General features: G+C 66.7%; 18 protein-coding genes. 3 read left to right on the top strand and 15 right to left on the bottom strand.

Going from position 1 to position 20840, the window contains the following annotated elements; all coding sequences use genetic code 11:
• Window positions 1-14 precede the first annotated feature (14 nt).
• The 4 genes from AC2D10_RS11845 to AC2D10_RS11830 are packed head-to-tail and all read right to left on the bottom strand — an operon-like array spanning window position 15 to window position 4411.
• Window positions 15-1337 carry a Gfo/Idh/MocA family protein gene (locus AC2D10_RS11845; RefSeq protein WP_484707926.1) on the bottom strand — a complete coding sequence of 441 codons (1323 nt, stop codon included), beginning with the start codon at window positions 1335-1337 and terminating at the stop codon, window positions 15-17.
• Entirely contained in the window at window positions 1334-2152 is an 819-nt protein-coding gene (locus AC2D10_RS11840; RefSeq protein WP_484707925.1) for a carbohydrate ABC transporter permease, read from the bottom strand. The genes AC2D10_RS11845 and AC2D10_RS11840 overlap by 4 nt, the downstream gene beginning before the upstream one ends.
• Entirely contained in the window at window positions 2149-3114 is a 966-nt protein-coding gene (locus AC2D10_RS11835; RefSeq protein ID WP_484707924.1) for a carbohydrate ABC transporter permease, read from the bottom strand. Before AC2D10_RS11835 ends, AC2D10_RS11840 begins: the two co-directional genes overlap by 4 nt.
• Window positions 3101-4411, bottom strand: coding sequence for an ABC transporter substrate-binding protein (locus tag AC2D10_RS11830; RefSeq protein WP_484707923.1), 1311 nt, complete (start codon window positions 4409-4411; stop codon window positions 3101-3103). The genes AC2D10_RS11835 and AC2D10_RS11830 overlap by 14 nt, the downstream gene beginning before the upstream one ends.
• Window positions 4412-4544: 133 nt before the next feature.
• On the opposite strand from AC2D10_RS11830, the gene AC2D10_RS11825 reads away from it, so the two are divergent.
• Window positions 4545-5666, top strand: a complete 1122-nt coding sequence (locus AC2D10_RS11825) for an ROK family protein (RefSeq protein WP_484707921.1) — start codon at window positions 4545-4547, stop codon at window positions 5664-5666.
• A gap of 48 nt (window positions 5667-5714) precedes the next feature.
• On the opposite strand, the gene dnaB is transcribed toward AC2D10_RS11825, so the two are convergent.
• The 11 genes from dnaB to AC2D10_RS11770 all read right to left on the bottom strand — a co-directional run bounded on the left by dnaB (window position 5715) and on the right by AC2D10_RS11770 (window position 16164).
• Window positions 5715-7088, bottom strand: a complete 1374-nt coding sequence (gene dnaB / locus AC2D10_RS11820; protein ID WP_484707920.1) for a replicative DNA helicase — start codon at window positions 7086-7088, stop codon at window positions 5715-5717.
• Window positions 7089-7721: 633 nt separating this feature from the next.
• Window positions 7722-8174 (bottom strand): 50S ribosomal protein L9, encoded by a 453-nt coding sequence (gene rplI, locus AC2D10_RS11815; protein ID WP_484707917.1) that lies wholly within the window; start codon window positions 8172-8174, stop codon window positions 7722-7724.
• A gap of 11 nt (window positions 8175-8185) precedes the next feature.
• Entirely contained in the window at window positions 8186-8440 is a 255-nt protein-coding gene (rpsR, locus tag AC2D10_RS11810; protein WP_028501151.1) for a 30S ribosomal protein S18, read from the bottom strand.
• A 62-nt stretch (window positions 8441-8502) separates the two neighbouring features.
• Entirely contained in the window at window positions 8503-9027 is a 525-nt protein-coding gene (locus AC2D10_RS11805) for a single-stranded DNA-binding protein (RefSeq protein WP_484707914.1), read from the bottom strand.
• Window positions 9028-9032: 5 nt separating this feature from the next.
• Complete coding sequence (rpsF, locus tag AC2D10_RS11800) at window positions 9033-9401, bottom strand: 30S ribosomal protein S6 (protein ID WP_484707912.1); 369 nt, start codon at window positions 9399-9401, stop codon at window positions 9033-9035.
• Window positions 9402-9526: 125 nt separating this feature from the next.
• Window positions 9527-10828 (bottom strand): MFS transporter, encoded by a 1302-nt coding sequence (locus tag AC2D10_RS11795; protein ID WP_484707910.1) that lies wholly within the window; start codon window positions 10826-10828, stop codon window positions 9527-9529.
• A 100-nt stretch (window positions 10829-10928) separates the two neighbouring features.
• The gene (locus AC2D10_RS11790; RefSeq protein ID WP_484707908.1) at window positions 10929-11768 is read right to left on the bottom strand and encodes an ABC transporter ATP-binding protein; all 840 of its coding nucleotides are present in this window, start codon (window positions 11766-11768) and stop codon (window positions 10929-10931) included.
• The gene (locus tag AC2D10_RS11785; RefSeq protein ID WP_484707906.1) at window positions 11761-12600 is read right to left on the bottom strand and encodes an ABC transporter ATP-binding protein; all 840 of its coding nucleotides are present in this window, start codon (window positions 12598-12600) and stop codon (window positions 11761-11763) included. Before AC2D10_RS11785 ends, AC2D10_RS11790 begins: the two co-directional genes overlap by 8 nt.
• Window positions 12597-13505 carry an ABC transporter permease gene (locus AC2D10_RS11780; RefSeq protein ID WP_484707904.1) on the bottom strand — a complete coding sequence of 303 codons (909 nt, stop codon included), beginning with the start codon at window positions 13503-13505 and terminating at the stop codon, window positions 12597-12599. Before AC2D10_RS11780 ends, AC2D10_RS11785 begins: the two co-directional genes overlap by 4 nt.
• Window positions 13502-14563 carry an ABC transporter permease gene (locus AC2D10_RS11775; RefSeq protein WP_484707902.1) on the bottom strand — a complete coding sequence of 354 codons (1062 nt, stop codon included), beginning with the start codon at window positions 14561-14563 and terminating at the stop codon, window positions 13502-13504. The genes AC2D10_RS11780 and AC2D10_RS11775 overlap by 4 nt, the downstream gene beginning before the upstream one ends.
• A 14-nt stretch (window positions 14564-14577) precedes the next feature.
• Window positions 14578-16164: an ABC transporter substrate-binding protein gene (locus tag AC2D10_RS11770; RefSeq protein ID WP_484707900.1), complete on the bottom strand. Its 1587-nt coding sequence runs from the start codon at window positions 16162-16164 to the stop codon at window positions 14578-14580.
• Window positions 16165-16264: 100 nt separating this feature from the next.
• Here AC2D10_RS11770 and AC2D10_RS11765 point away from each other — a divergent pair, with 100 nt between their 5' ends.
• Both AC2D10_RS11765 and AC2D10_RS11760 read left to right on the top strand, forming a co-directional pair.
• On the top strand, window positions 16265-16906 hold the full coding sequence (locus AC2D10_RS11765) for an Lrp/AsnC family transcriptional regulator (protein ID WP_484707898.1): 642 nt from the start codon (window positions 16265-16267) through the stop codon (window positions 16904-16906).
• Between the two features lie 140 nt (window positions 16907-17046).
• On the top strand, window positions 17047-20829 hold the full coding sequence (locus tag AC2D10_RS11760; protein WP_484707896.1) for a hypothetical protein: 3783 nt from the start codon (window positions 17047-17049) through the stop codon (window positions 20827-20829).
• Window positions 20830-20840 lie beyond the last annotated feature (11 nt).

Raw genomic sequence — 20840 nt, 5'->3', positions numbered from 1 at the left:
CCAGTTCCTTTCGATCAGTCGGTGACGAGTCCGGTCGACTCGTCCAGTGACACGACGGCTCCACGCCGACGTGATTCTTCTGCCGCCCACGCGAGCCGGTGCGAGTAGAGGCTCGCGTGCGCGTGCTGTCTGGCGGCGTCTCGGTCGGGCTGATCGAGCAGTGTCAGGAAGTGCTCGATCAGCGAGGTGTCGGCTCCGCCGTGACCGTCGGCGGCGCTCGCTCCGCCGTCGAGGGCGACCTCGATCGCCGTCGTCTCCGCGGAACGGAAGTCGGTGACGACGATGCTGCGTCCGTCGCCCTCGATGCTGCCGAGCGTTCCGAAGATCCGCGTCTTGCGGAAGTCGAGTTCGGTGAAGGCGGTCACGGTGAACGAGATGGTCGCGCCGTCACGCAGTTCGAGGTTGACGACCTGATGGTCGGCGACATCGTTCTGACCGTTGTATACGCACTCCCCATAGGGGCCCGTCTCGAGCGCTCGCGCGATTCCAGCGGCCGTGACGTCGGTCGTCAGCACGGCCAGAGGCCATTTCTCTCCCACCGGATCTCCGAGGAAGCGGGAGTAGATCCGCGGGGCCGAGTAGGCGCACATCGACACGAGAGGGCAGTCCACGCAGCGCTCCGCCGCCCCCGCGGGCTTGTTGGCCGGCGTGAAGTGATGAAGCCCCCCGAACGAGCTGATCTTCGTGACCGGCTGACCGACGATGTGACTCAACCAGTCGAGGTCATGACTGGACTTCGCGAGGATCATCGGACTGGACGTCTCCGCCGAGCGCCAGTTCCCGCGCACGTACGAGTGCGCGAAATGCCACCAGCCGATCGGCTCGAGGTGTTCGACCGACACGATGTCGCCGATCCGGCCGCTGTCGATGACCTCCTTCACCCGACGCGTGTACTCGCTGTAGCGGAGCACGTGGCATACCTGGAGCAGGACGCCGTTGCGGTCGGCGGCGTCGACGATGCGCGCGCTCTGCGCCTCGGTCGGAGCCATGGGCTTCTCGAGCAGCAGGTGGTACCCCGCATCGGCGAACGCGACCGCCGGCTCGACGTGCGCGTCATCCGGAGTGGCGATCAGGGCAGCGTCCGCGATACGCGGACGCCTGACGACATCGGACCACTCGGCGTAGGTCGCCGTCGGGGCGATGCCGAAGCGCTCGGCGAAGATCCGACGCCGTTCGGGATCGGGTTCGACGACAGCCGTGACGACGGCGCGACCCGAGGCGGTCGCGATGGCAGCGTAGTTGGTTCCGCGTGAACCGGCTCCCACGACGATGAGTCGGTGCGAGACCGGTGTGGCCTGCAACTCGGGGTGCTCGAGCACGAGGTCGAGTTCGGTCATTTCACCGCTCCTTGCAGCATTCCGCTGATGAACTGTCGCTGGAAGACGAAGTACAGGATCACGATCGGGGCGATCACGATCAGCGTTCCCGCGGCCAGCAGCGGGACGTTCTCGCCGTACTGCTGCACGAACGCTCCGAGCCCCGACGGTGCCGTTCGCATGGTCGGGTCGCGCAGCAGGATGAGCGCCAGCAGGAACTGGTTCCACGCCCACATGAACGTCAGCAGTCCGAGTGTGGTCAGTGCGGGCCGGGCGGTGGGCAGCAGCACCTGGAACAGGATGCGCGCGCGTGACGCGCCGTCCAGCTCGGCGGCCTCGGACAGCTCCACCGGGATCGACTCGAAATGCGAGCGCATCCAGAAGATGCCGAAGGGCATGAAAGCACCGATCAGAGGAAGGATCACCGCCCAGTACGTGTCGATGAGACCGATGCTGCGCAGATCGAAGTAGAGCGGGATGACGATCGCCTCGTACGGCAGTGCGAGCCCCGCGATGAAGAACGCGAACAGGAGCGCGCGTCCCCGGAATCGCAGCACGGCCATGCCGTATCCGGCGAGGGTGGCGAGAACAAGGGTGATCGGCACGACGGTCGCCGCGATGATGAGGCTCGAGCGCAGCAGGTCGGCGAATCCCGCCGTGGTCCACGCCTCGGCGAAGTTCCCCCACTGCGGATCGGTGGGCCATTCCAGGCGGGGCACCAGGATGGATGTCGGCTGGAGAGCCGCGCTCAGGATCGCCAGGAACGGCACGATCACGGTCGCGACAGCGACGATCAGGAAGATGCGAGAAGAGATGCGGGACGCAGTGGTCGTCATGACCGCTCCCTTCCGGCGCGGCCGATGAGCCCGACGATGACGAGGATGATGATGCTGAGAACGGTTGCGAGCGCGCAGGCGAGGCCGACCTGGTTCGAGGTGAACACGAGGCGGTAGATCAGCACTCCTGGCACGGTGGTGGCGGATCCGGGACCCCCGCCGGTCGTCACGAAGATGACGTCGAAACTCGCCAGGGCGGCGATCATCGTGACGGTGCAGGCCACGACGATCTCTGCACGCACGCCCGGCACCGTCACGTGGAAGAACTGTCGGATGGGACCGCAGCGATCCAACTGCGCCGCCTCGTAGAGCGTCGAGTCGATCTTCTGCATGCCCGTGAAGAGCAGCAGTGTGCACAGACCGGTCGTCACCCAGGTGCCGACGATGCCGACGGCCACGAAGGCGGTGTCGAAGTCGCCCAGCCAGGCGCGGGTGAGGCTCTCGAGGCCCAGTGCCTCCAGAAGCTGGTTGATCGGCCCGTCGCCGGAGTAGAGGTAGCGCCAGATGACGCCCACCGCGACCAGAGGGAGGATCTGCGGGAGGAACAGGATCGTCCGCACCCACCCGTCCCCTCGCCCGCGCCGCGACGCGAAGAGCGCAGCGATCACGAGACCCAGCCCGATCGGCACGACGGTGTAGAAGAAGATCAGACCGACGCCGTTGCGCAGGGCGGCGAGCAGTTCGGGATCGGTGAGCACCCGCACGTAGTTGTCGAGACCGACCCAGGTCGAGGCACCGACACCGTCCCATTCGAAGAGGGAGATCCAGACGCTGTGGGCCCAGGGCGCGGCGATGAAGAGGGCGTACGCCACGAAGGCCGGACCGATGAACAGAATGACGGCGCGAAGGTCACGCGTGCGCCGCGACGACGGTGGCCGACGGGCGCCCGCGGCGGGCTCGACGATATTATCGAGCCCGCCGTGAGACGACCGTGTGGTCGGCGACCGATCAATCAGTGCCATGCGTCTCTTCCCAGTCCGCCTGCACTGTGGCGATGAAGTCGGCTGCGGAGGTGCGGCCGGCCAGGAGCTCCTGCGTGGTGGCGGTGAGGGTGTCGTTCATCGTGGAGGTCGCGTTGTTGTTGAACCCGACGAGTCCGTCCGCCTCGGAGATGGCCGTCCATGCGGCTACGAGCTCGGCCTGGAGCGTGTCCTCCTCCGGCGTCGCCGCAGACGGGTCGACAGGCATGAAGCCCTGCGCGAACTGGTTGGCCGAGGCCTCTTCGGATCCGAGGAAGTCGAGGAAGGCCGCCGCGGCGTTCGGATACTGCGAGGCGGACGAGATCGCGTAGGCGACCGACGTGCCGATGGCCGTCACCTCGGCGCCCGGGAACGGAACGAAGCCCGCATCCTCGCCGAGGCCGTCGGCGATCTTCGACGCGTCCCAGTTGCCGTCGACGAGGAACACGCCTTCACCCGCGATGAACGCATCGACCGCGCCCTGCAGGTCGGTGCCGTTCGCCTCGCCGGTGATCCAGCCCTTCTCGGTCCAGTCCACGAGAGCCTCGGCGCCCGCGCGGTTGCCGTCGGTGTCGAAGGAGGAGCCCTCCTGTCCGAATGCCCATTCCGCGTACGGCCCGGCGCCGTCCGTCGACTGCCCGATACTCTGCACGATGAAGCTCGCGTGGCCCTCAGCGTTTCCCAGCTGCAGGGGCAGCATCCCGGCATCCGCGGCCGCGGCCATCTGCTCCTCGAGCTCGTCGAGGGTGGTCGGCGCGTCGAATCCGAGATCGCTCAGCGCCGCCTTGTTGTAGTACAAGCCGACTTCCGAGAAGCCGGCCGGCGCCGCGTACAGCGCACCGTCGCCGAGCGTCGTGCCGTTCTCGGCGACGCGCCACTGGTTCAGCTGGTTCGCGGGGTAGCGGTCTGCCCAGTCGTAGAGGTCGGCGTAGGGGTCGAGGTCCAACACCAGATCGTTCTTGACCGTGTTGTTGACGCTGTTCAGCAGCACGATGTCAGGAGCCGAGTCCGAGTTCAGCTCCAGGTTGACGCTCTTGTTGTAGTCCTCGTAGTTCGTCTGCTGGTACTCGACGGTGATGTTGGGGTATGCGGCCTCGAATGCCTCGATCGTGGCCTCGGTCGATGCACCTGACTCAGGGGTCGAGATCAGCCGCAGCGTGATGTCATCCGTGCCGATCTCGAGACTCGGTGATTCGCGCTCGGTGTCACCGCCCGGCGCGGCAGCGCCAGGAGCGCAGCCCGCGAGGATGAACGTCGTGGCGGAGAGAAGGATGAGGGGGCGGAGGGTGCGGCGTTGCATGACTCTCGTTTCGCGATCGGGTGCAGGACCAGGTTATGAATGGCTGTTTCGAAAGTACATTACATATAGACTCGGTGACTGTCAACCATCGGACGATCGAGGCTGTCGACCACTGCCCGAGGAAGGAAGCGCCGTGTCTGAGGACGTACCCGGAAGCGATGTCGCCACGCTGCGTCGCTTGAACACCCGGAGCGTGCTCGGGTATCTCACCGAACAGCCCGATCACGAGTTCACCGTCAGTGAGCTCGCCGCCGCCACCCAGCTGTCGCGGCCGACCGTCTCCAACACCCTCAGCGGGCTGGTCGACCATGGCTGGGTGAGAACGTCGGAGGGCGACAGCACCCTGGGTCGAGCAGGCCGCCCGGCGCGTCACTTCCGCTTCGCTCGCGATGCGGGTGTCTGCGTCGGCGTCGACGCCGGCCCCCATTCGGTCGCCGTCCTGGTGGCGGATCTGGCGAACGACATCATCACCCGCGCTCGCCTGGAGTTCGACGACCTCGGCGATCCTCGCACCGCCGTCGACGCCATCGAACAGACCGTCCGCGACGCCGTCGGGCGTCTTCCCGGCTCTCCGCCGGTCTTCGCGATCTCGGTGGCCGTGCCGGGCATCGTCGCGCCGGGCGGCGGACTCCGCGAATCCGTCGTGGTGCCTCGGTGGGTCGATGCCGGTCTCGACACCGAGATCGCGCGCCGGTTCCCGCAGGCCGACGTCTCACTCGGCAACGACGTCAAGCTCGCGGCGGTCGCCGAACTGTCGGCGCGCGATGCCTCTGCGGTCGGCAACTTCCTCTACCTCTCGATCGGACGACGCATCTCGGCCGGAATCGTGATGGGAGGAACCGTTCAGCTGGGCGCGACCGGCGCGGCCGGCGAGCTCGGCGCCTCCCCCGCCATCGCCTGGGGCAGGTCGATCGACGAAGCATTGAGCAGTCAGACGCGCACTCTGCGCGAACTGGTACAGGCGGCGCGCGACGGAGACGCCGCTGCTCGCGAGGTCGCACAGGGCATCGGGCAGTCGATCGCTGAGGGAGTGACCCTCCTGGCTCTGGCAGTCGACCCGGAGGTCATCGTGCTGGCCGGTCCTGGGGCGCAGGCCGGCGAAGCACTGGCCGGGCCCATCCGCGCAGCCTTGAGCCGGGCCACCCAGCATCCGCCGGCGCTCGACTTCGCGATCGTCGACGCCGAGCCGTCGGCGCGCGGAGCTGTGGAGCAGTCGATTGCGAGATTCCGGCTCTCCGATCCGCTGCGGGGCTGAACGTCCCATTCATCATCGCCGCAAGACCGGTGGTGCCAGCCCGACGCCTCAGTTGAAGTCCCCGCCCGGGGCCATGTCCTTGAAGCGGGAGTAGTGGCCCTGGAACGCGACGGTGATGGTCGCGGTGGGGCCGTTGCGGTGCTTGGCGACGATGAGGTCGGCTTCGCCCGGACGCACGTCCTTGTCGTAGACCGAGTCGCGGTGCAGCAGGATGACCATGTCGGCGTCCTGCTCGATCGAGCCGGACTCACGCAGGTCGCTGATCGCGGGCTTCTTGTCGGTGCGCTGCTCGGGACCACGGTTCAGTTGCGACAGTGCGATGACCGGAACCTGGAGCTCCTTGGCGATCAGCTTGAGGCTTCGCGAGAACTCCGAGACCTCCTGCTGACGGGACTCGACACGCTTACCCGACGTCATGAGCTGCAGGTAGTCGATGATGACCATGCGCAGCCCCTCGCGCTGCTTGAGCCGACGGCATTTCGCGCGGATCTCGACCAGCGTCATATTGGGGCTGTCGTCGATGTAGAGCGGTGCGTCGTTGATGCGCCCGCGGGTGGCGGCGACTGTGGTCCAGTCGCGGGGGTCGAGGTTTCCCTTGCGCATGTTCTGCAGGGGAATCTGGCCTTCGGCGCTGAGCAGACGCATCGCGATCTCGCTCTTGCCCATCTCGAGCGAGAAGAAGACGGAGGGGATGTTGTGACCGATCGACGCCGAGCGCGCGAAGTCGAGCGCGAGCGTGGACTTACCCATCGCGGGTCGGGCGGCGACGACGATCATCTGTCCACCATGCAGACCGTTGGTGAGCTCGTCGAGCTCCTTGAACCCCGTGGGGACACCGGTCATCGAACCGTCGCGGCCGCTCGCGGCCTCGATCTCCTCGAGCGCGGCGTCGACGGCGATCTGCAGCGGAACGTAGTCCTCGGCCGTCTCTGAACCGGTGATCGAGTAGATCTCGGCCTGGGCGGTGTTGACGATGTCGGTGGCGTCGCCCTCGCCCGCGTAGCCGAGCTGCACGATGCGCGTGCCGGCGTCGACGAGCCGGCGCAGGATGGCGCGCTCCGACACGATGCCCGCGTAGTAGCCGGCGTTGGCTGCGGTCGGGACGATCGAGGTGAGCGAGTGCAGGTAGTCGGCGCCGCCCGCGCGACCGAGCTCGCCGGTCTTGATGAGTTCGTCGGTGACGGCGACGACGTCGGTCGGCTCACCGTGCGAGTACAGCGACAGGATCGCCTCGAAGATGAGCTCGTGCTTGGGGATGTAGAAGTCGGCGCCCCGGAGCGTCTCGATCACATCGGCGACGGCATCCTTCGACAGGAGCATGCCGCCGAGGGCGCTCTGCTCGGCGAGGAGGTCGTGCGGAGGGGTGCGTTCCGGACCTCGCTTGCCACCGAGGCGCTCGTCTGAGATGTCTGCGATCGACACTCTGCTCCCTTCGATGCGACTCATGCTCGTGCCCCGCCGCGACAGGCGGTGCGGTATCGGTGTTGGACTCCGGGCCGCCCTCAACACAGCGAACCAGACGCCCCCGACATTGGGTCGCTGGACCAAGCTACGAGCGACGCTTTCCACATGCAACACGGCCTGTGGATAACTCTGTGGAGAGCGTGCGAACAAAGTCGGAGAGTCTGTGTACAACCCATGTGGATAACCCGGTGGATGATTCCGGAGGCGATCTTTTTTATGAACGCTGAACTGGTGTTTATCCTTTCCCCAGCCTGTGGATGAAAATCAACTTCAATCCTTCATTGAAGGTTTCCTCACCGGATGAGACATGTGTAGAACTTGGGGAAAGTCAAGCTCAGTTTTCGCCGGGCGCGTCACGCGGAGCCGCGTTCTCGCCCCCACGATCGAGAGGCCGTCGCCGCATCTCGGCGAGACCCAGGAGCGGCCCTCCAGGGGGCCTCAGGCGAACGCGGTGAACACCGGTGCAGGGCGGGCGCCACTCCGCATCCGCCGCCTCTGTGACCCCTCCCGGGAGGAACGGCAGCTCTGTCGATCCCGGAGACGCCGAACGCCCCCTGTCCCGAAGGACAGAGGGCGTTCGAACGAACCGAATTACTTGGCGGCGACGACCTGCAGCGTGATGACTGCGGTCACGTCGTCGTGCAGACGAACGGTGGCCTCGTGGTCACCGGTCACCTTGATCGGCGAGGTGATGTGCACCTTGCGCTTGTCGATCGAGCCGAGGCCCGATGCGGCGACAGCGTCTGCGACGTGATCGGTCTTGACCGATCCGAAGAGACGACCGGCAGCGCCGGCCTTGACGGCGAGACGCACCTTGGTGCCCTCGAGGGCGTCCTTCAGTGCGACAGCGTCGTCACGATCGTGGATCGCGCGTGCCTGACGCGCGGCCTGGATCGATGCGACCTGCTTTTCGCCACCGCGGGTCCACGCCGTGGCGTAGCCCTGGGGGATGAGGAAGTTACGAGCGAACCCGTTCTTGACCTCGACCACGTCACCGGCACTACCCAGCCCGGCGACCTCGTTCGTGAGAATCAGCTTTGCCATCTCAATACCCCTTAGCGGCCGGCGCCAGCGTAGGGCAGGAGCGCCATTTCGCGCGCGTTCTTGACCGCCGTGGCGATCAGACGCTGCTCCTGCACCGAGACACCGGTGATACGACGGGCGCGGATCTTGCCACGCTCCGAGACGAACTTGCGAAGGGTGGCGACATCTTTGTAATCGATGAGACCGACCCGGATGGACTTCGCGGGAGCGGTGGGCTTGCCACCCTTCCGCGGCTTGCGGCGGTCGCCGCTCGACTTTCCAGCCATTGTTTTTCCTTAATGATGAGCGGATGCCGTTCCCGCGAACGGGAATCGGATCCAGAAGTTGTTCAGAACGGGGTGTCGTCGCCGAAGCTGCCCGGAGTGCTCCACGCATCTGCGCTGGTCGAGGAGCCGGGGGTAGACCACGGCTCTTCGGAGACCTGCTGCTGCTGCGCGGGACGGGACTGTCCGCCGCCGGCACCACCGGCACCGCCGGCGCCACCTGTCGATGCCGCACGGGTGACCTGCGCGGTCGCGTACCGAAGCGAGGGGCCGATCTCGTCGACCTCCAGCTCGATCGCGGTGCGCTGGTTGCCCTCGCGGTCCTGGTAGGAGCGCTGACGCAGACGGCCCTGCGCCATGACGCGCATGCCCTTCGTCAGCGAACCTGCCACGTGCTCGGCGAACTCGCGCCAGACGGATGCGCGGAGGAACAGCGCGTCGCCGTCCTTCCACTCATTCGCGGCACGGTCGAAGTTGCGCGGCGTCGATGCGATGGTGAAGTTCGCCACCGGCAGCCCGTTCTGCGTGTAGCGCAGCTCGGGGTCGGCCGTGAGGTTTCCCACAACGGTGATGACGGTTTCGCCGGCCATGGTGCTTAGGCCTTCGCAGCCTTGGCGGCCTTGCGGGCTGCCTTCTCTTCGGTGCGCTTGGCCTCGAATGCTGCCATCGCCTGAGCCTCTTCCGAACGAAGGACCTTGGTGCGCATGATCTGCTCGTTCAGCTTGAGCTGACGGTCGAGCTCCTGCGTGGCCTCGCTGGTAGCGGTGAAGTTGACGACGGCGTAGATGCCCTCGTTCTTCTTCTGGATCTCGTAGGCCAGACGGCGCTTACCCCAGATGTCGACCTTGTCAATCGAGCCACCATCGTTGGTGATGACCTTCAGGAACTTGTCGAGCGTGGGAGCGACCTGGCGCTCGTCGATCTCGGGGGTCAGAATGACCATGAGTTCGTACTGGTGCGTCACTTACCCACCTCCTTCGGACTAGAACGGTTTCCGCGTATCTCGCGGAAACAGGAGGGTGTGTGAATGCGCCGGCCCTGTGATGAGCGCAGGGGCTCAGGGCAGACAACCTGCCCAGTGTAGCGGACTCACGGGCGTGTCGCGAACTCGTCGGCGCCGCGCCCGGCGCGACCGGCGCGACCGGCGCGGGAGTCACGGGGGAAGACAAAGGCGGCAATGATCGCCGGGATGATTCCGAGGAGGAGTACGGTGTTGCTCCATCCCATGGCGAGAGCGAGCGTTCCGGCGACGACTTGTGGGATGAAGGCGCCCAGCGATGTGGCGGCGTTGTTCAGCCCGAGCGCCGTTCCGGCCTGCCCGCGTCCAGCAAGCGCGGCGATGTGCGTGAAGTGTGCGCCCTGCCACGCGCAACTGGCGATGCCGGCGATCATCATCGCGATGAGAGTGATCGAAAGTGGCACCTGTGGGCCGAGCGCGACGACCGTCAGGGCTAACGCCTGCACGAGCGCCAATCCTCGCACCACGACCGCGCGGTTCAGCCATCGAATGAGGTCGGTGCCGACACCTGCCGCGACTCGGAGCGCCCCGCCGACGAGCTGCATGATGGCGACGGCCGCTACACCCGCGGACGGCGAATAGCCGTATTGCTCTGCGAGGATCGCCGCAGCGAAAGTCAGGATGAGGAACTGTGCGATGTCGAGAAGCAGCCCACTTGTGGCAACACGCCACACTCCGATTCGGCGCAGTGCAGGCGCAGAGCTGGTGAGGGCCTCGTCAAAAGCGGCGACACGCTGCGGGCGCTTCGGGGGGTCGAAGACGAAGACCCAGATGAGTACGGCGCAGATGGCGCAGGTTGCGCCGAACGTGCCGAAGGCGATGGGCGCCCCCCAACGCGAAAGCAGTCCGGAGTATGCAAGCGCTCCGATCGCCCCGCCAGCCGGGACGGCCGCGACGCGCAAGGACACAAGCGTTCCGTGACGGCTTTCCGCAAACCAGCCGAGGATCGCGCTACCGCTAGGACCCGTGACCGCGCCGCCAGCTCCCGCTGCGACGAACAGTAGGACAGTGAGCGCCCACACGGAGGGTCGTGGCATCGACGACGTGACAGCGACCGCCACGAGTGTGACCATCGCCATCATCACTCCGGTGAGCAGAATGCGGCGTTCACCCCAACGATCCGCCGCAATACCCCAGGGAAACTCGGAAATGACCACAGCAATACTGGCCGCGCCCAACACCAACGCGAGTCCGCCGGTCGAAAGCTTGAGAGAGCCTTGAACGAACAGCGACGCAGCGGGAAGGCCCAAGAATGTCGCACTGAAGACGATCTGAGACACGATGCCGACGGAGAAGATCGCCCACCGGTTCGCTGCCCGTTTCTGCTGCACTCGTAGCAGCAAGGTGAACGAAAAGCAGCTCGACGGCCTCACGATGCCACGGTACCCGCGCGAGTGAACTCACCCGATATACAACGTCTGCCAGCCGATATACAGCGCGTTCGTCAGGTCCGCGCCGCACCCGACGCCCGCGTCAGTTCAGGACGGGCGGGATCTCGGACCAGATGATGCGCTCCTCGGTGGTCGGCGCCACCGGGATGCGACCTTCGCCGTCGGGCTCGGGGATCGCCGCGAGCAGCGCACGGGTGTACGGATGCTGCGGATCGGCCCATACGCGATCAGTCGAACCCGACTCGAGCACGCGCCCGCCGAACATCACGAACGTGCGGTCGGCGATGCGCTGCACCACGGCGAGGTCGTGCGAGATGAACAGCATGCCCGCTCCCGCCTCGGCGACGAGATCGCGCATCAGGCCCGCGACACTCGTCTGCGTCGAGGCGTCGAGCGCCGAGATGGGCTCGTCGGCCACGAGCAGCGACGGCCGGGCGGCGAGAGCCCGCGCGATGGCGATGCGCTGCTTCTGTCCGCCCGAGAACTGGTGCGGGTAGCGCGACGCGACCTGCGTGGGCAGCCCCACACGCTCGAGCCAGTCGTCGACGGTGGAGCCGGCGGCACCGCGCGCTTTCGCGGTGGCGATGCCGTCGGCGATCTGGTCACCCACGCGACGGCGCGGGTTGAGTGAGGTGGACGGGTCCTGGAACACCATCTGGATCCCGGTCAGGGCGATCGAGCGGCGGCGGATGCCGAGGGGCGACACCGGAGCGTCGCGGAAGAGCACCGTGCCGGCGGCGGTCTTCTCGATGCCGACGACCGCGCGCGCCAGGGAAGACTTGCCGCTGCCGGACTCGCCGACGAGCGCGACGGTCTCTCCGGGGGCGACGCGGATCGAGACGCGATCGACGGCCACCACGGGAGGGTTCCCGGGGTAGCGCACCACGATGTCCTGCGCGTCGAGGACGGCGACCTCACTCATGGGGGTCCTCTCCATCGGCATCCATCGTTCCTTCGAGGCGCGAGCCGGGCAGCGCCGCGAGCAGCGTGCGCGTGTACTCGTGCTGCGGCGAGCGGAACAGGGTCGCGCGGTCGGCGCGCTCCACGATCTTCCCGTCCTTCATGACGGCCACCTCATCGGCGATCGCGCTCATCACTCCGAGGTCGTGCGTCACCAGCAGCACCGCGAGGTTCCGCTCGATCGCGAGATCGCGCAGCAGCTGCAGGATGCCGGCCTGCACGGTCACGTCGAGCGCGGTCGTCGGCTCGTCGGCCAGCAGCACCTCGGGATCGCAGGCGAGGGCGCACGCGATCGCGATGCGCTGGCGCTGGCCCCCCGAGAACTGGTGCGGATAGCGCTTCAACGCCTCGGTCGGGTTCGGCACCTGCACGGTCTCGAGCAGCTCGACGGCCCGCGCACGGGCCGCGGCGCCCTTGAGTCCGAGGTGCACGCGCATGTGGTCGGTGAGCTGACGACCCACGGGCAGCTGCGGATGCAGCGACGCCGAGGGGTCCTGGAAGATCATCGCGATGCGCTTGCCGCGGATGCGGTTGAGCGAGCGCCGACCGAGTCCGAGCAGCTCTTCGCCGCCGAGCGAGATCGATCCGCCGGTCCGCGCCTGGCGCGGCAGCAGTCCGAGCACGGCCAACGAAGTGAGCGTCTTACCCGAGCCCGATTCTCCGGCGAGACCGTGGATGCGCCCGGCTTCGAGTTCGAGTGACACCCCCGTCACGAGCGGGCGGCCGATGTCGATGGTCAGATCGCGGATGCTGAGGGTCGCCCCGGTCCGCGGCGTGCCGCCGTGCGCGCTCATGCGGGTACCCCCGCCGATGCCTTGTGGTCGGCCTGCTTCTCGTGCGCGATCTCGGCCGTGGGGTCGAGGACGTCGCGCATCGCGTCACCGAGGAAGTTGAACGCGAGCACCACGGTCAGGATCGCGAGTCCGGGGAAGACGCCGAGCCACCAGGCGTCGAAGTTCTGCATCGCACCCGAGATCATCGATCCCCACTCGGCTGTCGGCGGCTGTGCGCCGAGCCCGAGGAAGGAGAGTCCGGAGAGGAGCAGGATGGCCGCGCCGATGTCGAGCGTCGCGAGCACCAGCACGGGGCCGGCGATGTTCGGCAGGATGTCGATGAACAGCGTGCGCACCGGTGAGTGCCCGAGAAGGCGCCCGGCGATGACGTAGTTCTGTCCGCGCAGGCCGAGCACGATGCTGCGGGTGACGCGCGAGTACTGCGGCCACGACACGACGATCGCGGCGATCACGGCGTTGAACAGCGACGGGCCGAGCGAGGCGGCGACCACCATCGCGAGGATCACGGTCGGGAACGCCATGAAGAGGTCGGTGATGCGCATGAGCGTCTCGTCGAGCCATCCGCCGAAGTACCCGGCGAGCGCACCGACCACGGTGCCGATGACCATGGCGGCGATCACGAGCATCAGCGCGAGCGGGAGGCTCACGGTGGCGCCGGTCATCAGGCGCGAGAAGATGTCGCGCCCGTTGCCGTCGGTGCCGAGCAGCGAGTCGATCCCGGGCGGCTGCAGTCGAGGGAGCACCTGCGCGTTGGGGCCGAACGGCACCCACCACTGCGCGGTGAAGGCGATGATCACCCAGGCGCCGGCGATGACGGTGCCGATGATGCCCAGCGGCGTGCGCCAGGCGCGGGGCCAGCGGAAGCGGAAGCGGCCGCGTCCGGAGACGGCGTCGATACGGCTCATGCGATCCTCACTCTCGGGTCGAGGACGCCGTAGAGCAGATCGACGACGAAGTTGATGAGGAGGTAGATGACGCCGACCACGAGACCGACGCCCATGATGCCGGGCAGATCGAGGTTCGCGGCGGAGTTGTAGGCGTAGGTGCCGAGCCCGGGCCACGCGAAGACCGACTCGACGAGCACCGTGCCCGAGAGCAGGGCCCCGAATGCGACGCCGACGACGGTGAGGATGGGCAGCGAGGCACCGCGCAGCACGTAACCGAGGATCACGCGCATCGCGGGGAGCCCCTTGGCGCGGGCGGCGCGCACGTAGTCGCTGCCCAGCACCTCGAGCACCGAGGTGCGGATGAAGCGGGTGAGCAGACCGATCGTGACGAGCGAGAGCACCATCACCGGCAGGGCCAGGTGCGCGAGCGCGTCGAAGAAGCCGACCGCGTCGCCGTTCAGCAGATAGTCGATCGTGTAGAGGCCGGTCACCCGCGGCGGCGGAGTGATCGCGGGCGAGATGCGACCGGAGCCCGGCGCGATGCGCAGTTCGAGGAAGAAGACGTAGAAGCTGACGAGCGCGAGCCAGAACGTCGGCACGCTGAGTCCGACCAGCGTCACCACACGGATCACCTGGTCTGTGACGAGGCCGCGACGGTACGCGGCGAGCGTGCCGAGGACGATGCTGACGACGAGGCTGAGGATGATCGCGCCCATCGCGATCTCGATGGTGGCGGGCACCGCCGTGGCGAGGTCGCTGGTGACCGCGCGACCGGTCACCAGCGACGTGCCGAGGTCCCCGCGCAGCAGATTCCCCATATAGATGAAGTACTGGACGAACAGCGGCTGATCCAGACCCTGCGCCCGGATGAACGCCTCACGCGTCTCCGGGTTCTGCGACGCGCCCTCGCCGAGCGCGGCCGAGACCGGGTCTCCCGGCACCAGGTTGGTGAGCGCGAACGTGACGATCGTCACGCCCACCAGCAGGAGCAGGGAGGTGCCGGCCCGCCGCAGCAGGTATCTGACCAGAGGGGACCGGCGCCGTTGCGCCTGCCTCTGCACCGCCACTGTCGTCATGAGAGGGGTACCGCTCAGCCGGCCGGGGTGATCTCGGCGATGTCCATCTCCCACACCGAGTTGTACACGGCGCCCGAGACGGTGTCGGACGTCGCGATGTTGCGTCCCGGCACGATCAGCGGCACGAACGGACCCTCGGCCTGCAGGGCCTCGGCGAACGCGGTGAATGCCGCGGTGCGGGCATCGGCATCGGTGCTGCTCGCGGCATCCGCGGCGATGGCGGCGATGGCCGGGTCAGCGGTGGCCTCCCAGCCCGAGCGGAGTCCGACCTTGAGACCGGGTCCGAAGGGGAGGAAGTTGGCGGAGTCCGCGTAGTCCGGACCCCAGAACCACAGGCCGAAGCCCTCGGTGCCGTTGACGTAGGCGTCGAGCTCGGTCGCGAACGGCGCCGGGGCGAGTTCGACCGCGATGCCGGCGTCTTCGAGCTGGGCCTGCACGCGCTCGGCGAGCGGGGTGAACTCCACGCCGCCGACCGGGTAGTCGTTCGGGAACTGCAGCTTCAGCGTCTGACCGGTGTAGCCGGCCTCGGCGAGCGCCGCCTTCGACTTGTCGAGGTCCTGCTCGATGCCGCTGTCGAGCGCACCCTCGAATCCGGGAGGGATGACGCCGGTCGCCTGCTCGGCGCCCGCGCCCGCGAGCTCGAGCAGTGCGTCGTAGTCGAGGGCGTAGCGGATCGCCTCGGCGATCTTGGTGTTCGCGAGCTCACCCGCGACTGCATCGGACTGGTTGAGCAGCAGGAAGATCGTCTGACCCGAGGGGACCGACTCGACCGTCAGGCCGTCGCCGAGGCCCGAGACCTGGTCGCCGTTGAGGTCCATCGCGACCATCGAGTCGCTGCCCTTGAGGTTGGCGAGCTGCGTGGCGCTCTCCGAGACGTTGCGCACGACGACGCGGGAGTACGCCGACTCCTCGTCGCCGTTGTACTCGTCGTTCTTGGTCAGCACGACCTGCGAGCTGAGGTCGAGCGTGTCGAGCACGAACGGACCGGAGCCGGCGGATTCGCCGTCGAGGAAGGCCTGCGCCGAGTCGGCGCCGTCGATCGAGCCGCCGTTCTCGATCACGACGTCAGAGTTGACGATGCCCAGTGCCGGGTTCGCGAGGATCGCGGGCAGCTGCAGGATCGGGGTCTCGGACGTGATGGTGATGGTCTTCTCGTCGACCTCGGTGATCGTGAGGCCGCCGAGAAGGAAGTTGGGCTTCGCATCGGTCATGCCCTGGATGCGCTGCAGCGTGAAGACGACGTCCTTCGCCTCGATCGGCGTGCCGTCGGAAAAGGTGCGGTCGCCTTCGAGCGTGAAGGTGAACTCGGTCGCGCCCTCGTTCTGCTCCCACGAGGCCAGGCCCGGGACGGGGGTCGAGACGTCGGAGCCCTCGAAGTCGACGAGCGTCTCGTAGAGCGCCTTGGCGATCATGTTGCCGGTCGGGTCGTACGTGTGGCCGGGGTCGGCCGTCTCGATCGAGAAGGCGGTGTCGATGACGAGCGACTCCGAACCCGACGACTCTCCGCCGTTGTTCGCGGAGTTGCCCCCGGAGCAACCGGCGAGCGCGAAGAGCGCGACCGCTCCGAACGCGATGACTGACGTGCTGCGACGTGACGACATGGGGCCTCCAGAGGCGAGGAGTACATTCGGGTGTGGTCGGCTCGAAAGTGGACGACCGGTGAACAGATTCGCATCATATGCGACGATGTGTCCAGCAAGGATGCACATCACCGACAAGGTCTGTCCAGATCGCTTTGACCAGAGGAGCAATATGTCCAGCAAGGATGCGGAACCGTCGCAGCATACTGGACGAACTGCTGCCCCCTTGGACGAGATCGCGTACAGAATTCTCGAAGTCCTGCGCGATAACGGTCGTATCTCGATCGCCGCTCTGGCCGATCGTGTCGGGATTTCGCGTGCCAACGCCTACACGCGCGTCGAGTCGCTCGTGCACGACGGGGTCATCACGGGGTTCAGCGCCCGCGTGGACCAGGCCAAGGCCGGACTCTCCATCGGCGCCCTGGTGTTCGTCACCGTCATGCCCCAGGCCTGGGCGTCGTTTCGCGAACGCGTGCTCGAGATGCCTGACGTCGAGTGGTGCGCCATCACGACCGGAGAGCACGACGCGATGCTGCTGATTCGCGCCGTCGACGTGAGTGGCGTGCACGAGTTCTCGACCGGGGTCATCGCGCAGCTGCCCGAGGTGCGCACGGTGGTCAGCGTCGTCGTGCTCGACGAGGTCATCCGCCGGCCCTACCTGCTCCCCGGCGACCTTCCCGAACGCCGCAGCGAGATCGCACCGCTGGGCATGACCCGCTGGACGCCGGCCTCACCGGGGCGCGACACCCTGCCCCCGCGCTGAGCGCTCAGGAGAGCGTGAGACGCGCCTGACCGTGGGTCTACCTCTCGTCCATCCGCGGCGTGGAGTCGGGCTCCGATATGTAGCGTGCGCGGGGCGCGCTATATATCAACGCGCTGCGGTGGCGACTCTAGCTTGGTGCCATGACTATCAACGGGCTGGCAGATCGACAGGGTGCGGGGGCGCGTCCGCGCCGGTCGACACGGTGGGCGTACGCGATCGTGGCGATCATGGCCGTCGTCGCCGGAACCATCATTCCGGGGGATCGAGCTGATGCCGCCCCGGTGAGTGCGGTGCCGGGCGCACCGATCGCGTCGGATTCCAGTCCGCAGCACGTGTCTCTGGGCATCGACAACGGTCCCGGCATGCTGGCCGGGACGCTGGATGCGTGGGTCGTGTCACCGGGGATCGCCGTGGCGGATCGATTCCCGCAGGTTCCCGGTCACTGGATGCTCCCGGGCGCCTGGCCCGCTCGGGAAGACCGCGATTCGATGCAGCGTTCGCTGAACCGCTTCGCCACGATCGTCGCTCGGCTCAATCACAGCGAAGCGGGACGGACGCTGCTCTCCGCCATCCCGGACCTTCAGGTCGGCACCGAGAAGGGCACGATATGGACGGACAAATCGGCAGCCCCGAAACCCTCTGATGTGAAGGTTGTGATCTTCCCGACAGCACCGGGAAAATCCAGTGCGCCGCTGTCAGATGACGCCAGCCTGGACCCCGCACGGGGATCGTCGTCGTACATCACCTTCACCGACGACGTCAACGGCTACTACGACGATGCGGGCAACATGCAGATGCTCAGCGATGCGACGGCTTTCGGGCATGAGCTGCTGCATTCGGCGCACGCGCTCATGGGCGCGCTCGGCGGCTCGGATCACCTGGCGCCCAGCTTCCACGAGGTATGGCCGCAGGCGTACAGACCAGGACAGCTGCCGAGCACACAACCCGCCGACTACCACATGGACATCATGACGGAGGAGCTCTTGACGGTGGGGTCGCCGAGGGATCTTGCGAACGCGCAGGCCACTCTGCTCGCGCAGGGTGTCTTCACGTCCGAGCAGTATCCGACGCTAAATATGAACCCGTTCGAGATCGCGTCTGCACGCTGGGCCTACGAGAATGCGTCGTCGGTTCGCGCCGAGACCGTGACGGCTCGCACATCACTGGCCTGGAGCTCGGTCACAGAGAATGCCATTCAGAAGGAGCTCGGGGAAGCCTTGCGACCGTCTTACCTTTCGAACGGATACCGGCCACCTGGCGGTCAGGTCGAGATCGTGACCCATTTCGATCTGGCACCGGCGGTGACGTTCGATGAGTTGACGCCGGATGACTTCAGGTCACCGTTCGAGTCGAGACACCTGATCATCGACCCGAAGGCCCCGAGAACCCCATCCACCGGACTCTGCCTGTCCACGTGCACTCCGGGCCATTCGGTTCCCGCTTCCCAGGCCGAAGCGGACGCTTTCCGAGCGAAGGCCAAGACGCAGTCGGCGGGTGCGCTCGGCGCATTCGATGGGTTCCTGTCGGCTCTGGACACGGAGCAGATGACGGAGTTCGCCCGATCGACGGTGGCTGGGCAGGTGGTTCCGCGCATCGAGAGTCTTGTCCGTGAAGGTGCTGGGGCAGCCGGTGAGATGGGTGAAATCCCGGGCCTTCGAGGTCTCCCTGAATTCGACGCGGGTATCGAGACTCATCTGAGCAAGGTCGTCGATGCTTCTCTCGACAATGAGGACGAGCTGCAGCTGCTCGGCTGGGTCGCCTTGGCGTTCCAGGCCGGCTCGAAAGATCTCAACGGTCCCTTGGAGTTGCTCGAGGCGGTTCCGGGGGCGGCGGACGTGATGGGCTTCGTGTCCTCTGCGCAGGCGGGGAGCAGGACGGATATCGCAGTCTCGACGATGCATCTGATTGCCGACGTGCTGGGCATCGGGTCGATCGCTTCGCCGGAGTTGGGGATTCCGGCGATGATCCTGGGTGCAGTGGCGGATCTGACAGGTGCCGTCTCGGCGATCGTCGCGCCCGACAAGTTTTCCGAGCGCGCGCTTCTGGCGGGGAGCTGGGCCACCGACATCGCAGGGGCGTTCACCTCTGCGGCGACCAATCAGCTGGTCGACAAGGCGATCCCTCAGATCATGAAGACGCTGCAGGGCGCATACGGTCGAGCGCAGAAGCGGGTGATCTGGAATGCGCTGGTGGCGCAGTCCGCGATCGACGAGTCCACTGCTCGGCTGGGGGATTCGGCCGAATCGTCAGCCAAGAACAAGGCATCGGTCGTGACGGCCGCTCAGGAGAACCTGGCCGCGCTGCGGACGGGTTTCATGGCCGGCGCGAAGGCCGCGGTCGAGAAGGTGATCGCGGCAAGCAACGCACGCTATGAAGCGTTCGCGCGGTCGTATCTGGTCAACCACGTGCTGCCGATCATTGCGGAGAGGAAGGCGCGCGAGCGCGCCGCTCGCGCGGGCACCAGATTCAACCGGATCGACGCTGAGCTGTTCGAATCCGAGCTTGCCGGACGCGTGAATCAGGTGACGGGAAAGACCAATCCGCACCCGCTGGCGTTGACAGGAACGATTTTGCAGACGTTCGAGAAGTTGGGGTCGTTCGCCGTCGCGAGTGTTCCCGCCAGTGTGCCGCCGACCGGGAGAGTGCTGCCGTGGTCATTCCTGTCGCCGGTGACGACCATTCCACAGACGCCGCCCGACGAGGTTTCCGAAATCGGAGGGCCCGGTACCTGGGAATCTCGTCACCTCGGGGACGGCGATCTGCTCGGCGGCGGCAGCCTGCTCGGTGGCGGCGGCCTGCCCGGTGGCGGCGGCCTGCCCGGTGGCATTCCTCTGCCCGGTGCCATTCCTCTGCCCGGTGGCAGCGCCCCGGTGCGGGTGGATCGAGCTGCCGAGATCCGCGGAACAGGCATCCCGGGAACGATCGTCGGAGTGGGGATCAAGGGCCAGCCGGCGTTCCTCGACCTGTGCTTCTCAACGGTCTCTGCATACGGATATTGGGCGTGTGTGCCGGACTTGCATCCCGTCCCCGCTGGCGTGGATGTCACGTTGGAGCTTCATGCGTACCAGGAGGGGACGACGACCACGACACTTTTGTCGACGGTGAACTACCCCACCGCGCACACGGAACCGAAGGTGACCGTGGCGTCAACGCTGCGCGCCGATGCGGTCGGCCCGATCGATATCAGCGGTACGGGCTGGAGTGCCGGGGCAGGGTTGTCGTTCGCCTTCGACGGGAAGCCGATGACGTTCTTGTTCCTCGACGCCGCCGGCCAAGTGATGAAGCGAGGGCCTCGCGTCATCACCACCCAGTTGGGCGCGTTCCATGGACGAGTGGAGATCACCCCTCGCCCGACGACGCTGGACGCCGGAGCGTCGCACGAACTCACCGTGTGCTACGAGGGCAGCGACGACTGCTCATCGCAGACGATCGTCGTGACTGCGGTTCCCAGCGACACTCCCGCTGCCGAGATACCCTCCACGTCGCCGGACGCGGAGGAGAAATCCGCATCGACCGCGCCGCCCACCGTCAAGTATCGGCCTGACACAAGAGACTTCGCTGTGACGGTCACGGTCCCCGCCGAGGTGATCGCAACCGTCACCGACGGCAAAGAATGGTCGGTGGAATTGCAGCCGGACTTCCCCCTTTATTCAGTGCCGATGACGATACTGAATATCCGCGACAAGGGCCAGCACGTCGGGGACGGCGACGGATTCGGAAAAGCCACGACCGCCACGTACTACCCGCTGAACGGCTCGGGAAAACCGTCCACGATCGGCGACTCGTACACAAGGTACGAGATGATCATCAGCGGACTCGAGGGAGCATGTCCTCACACTGTGCGCACCGTCATGACCGACAAAGCCGGCACATCCACCATCTTGACGTCACGATCGGGCATCATCACCGAAGGCTGGGGCTGAGGACCGCCCAG

This window comes from Microbacterium sp. PI-SA-G (assembly GCF_057215335.1).
This window is presented reverse-complemented; position numbering and strand designations above follow the sequence as displayed.

Bases quoted from the DNA above. Each gene is read 5' to 3' on its own strand.
- AC2D10_RS11845 (WP_484707926.1), bottom strand. From the start codon at position 1,337: ATGACCGAACTCGACCTCGTGCTCGAGCACCCCGAGTTGCAGGCCACA.
- AC2D10_RS11840 (WP_484707925.1), bottom strand. From the start codon at position 2,152: ATGACGACCACTGCGTCCCGCATCTCTTCTCGCATCTTCCTGATCGTC.
- AC2D10_RS11835 (WP_484707924.1), bottom strand. From the start codon at position 3,114: ATGGCACTGATTGATCGGTCGCCGACCACACGGTCGTCTCACGGCGGG.
- AC2D10_RS11830 (WP_484707923.1), bottom strand. From the start codon at position 4,411: ATGCAACGCCGCACCCTCCGCCCCCTCATCCTTCTCTCCGCCACGACG.
- rplI (WP_484707917.1), bottom strand. From the start codon at position 8,174: ATGGCAAAGCTGATTCTCACGAACGAGGTCGCCGGGCTGGGTAGTGCC.
- rpsR (WP_028501151.1), bottom strand. From the start codon at position 8,440: ATGGCTGGAAAGTCGAGCGGCGACCGCCGCAAGCCGCGGAAGGGTGGC.
- AC2D10_RS11805 (WP_484707914.1), bottom strand. From the start codon at position 9,027: ATGGCCGGCGAAACCGTCATCACCGTTGTGGGAAACCTCACGGCCGAC.
- AC2D10_RS11790 (WP_484707908.1), bottom strand. From the start codon at position 11,768: ATGAGTGAGGTCGCCGTCCTCGACGCGCAGGACATCGTGGTGCGCTAC.
- AC2D10_RS11785 (WP_484707906.1), bottom strand. From the start codon at position 12,600: ATGAGCGCGCACGGCGGCACGCCGCGGACCGGGGCGACCCTCAGCATC.
- AC2D10_RS11780 (WP_484707904.1), bottom strand. From the start codon at position 13,505: ATGAGCCGTATCGACGCCGTCTCCGGACGCGGCCGCTTCCGCTTCCGC.
- AC2D10_RS11775 (WP_484707902.1), bottom strand. From the start codon at position 14,563: ATGACGACAGTGGCGGTGCAGAGGCAGGCGCAACGGCGCCGGTCCCCT.
- AC2D10_RS11770 (WP_484707900.1), bottom strand. From the start codon at position 16,164: ATGTCGTCACGTCGCAGCACGTCAGTCATCGCGTTCGGAGCGGTCGCG.
- AC2D10_RS11765 (WP_484707898.1), top strand. From the start codon at position 16,265: ATGCACATCACCGACAAGGTCTGTCCAGATCGCTTTGACCAGAGGAGC.
- AC2D10_RS11760 (WP_484707896.1), top strand. From the start codon at position 17,047: ATGACTATCAACGGGCTGGCAGATCGACAGGGTGCGGGGGCGCGTCCG.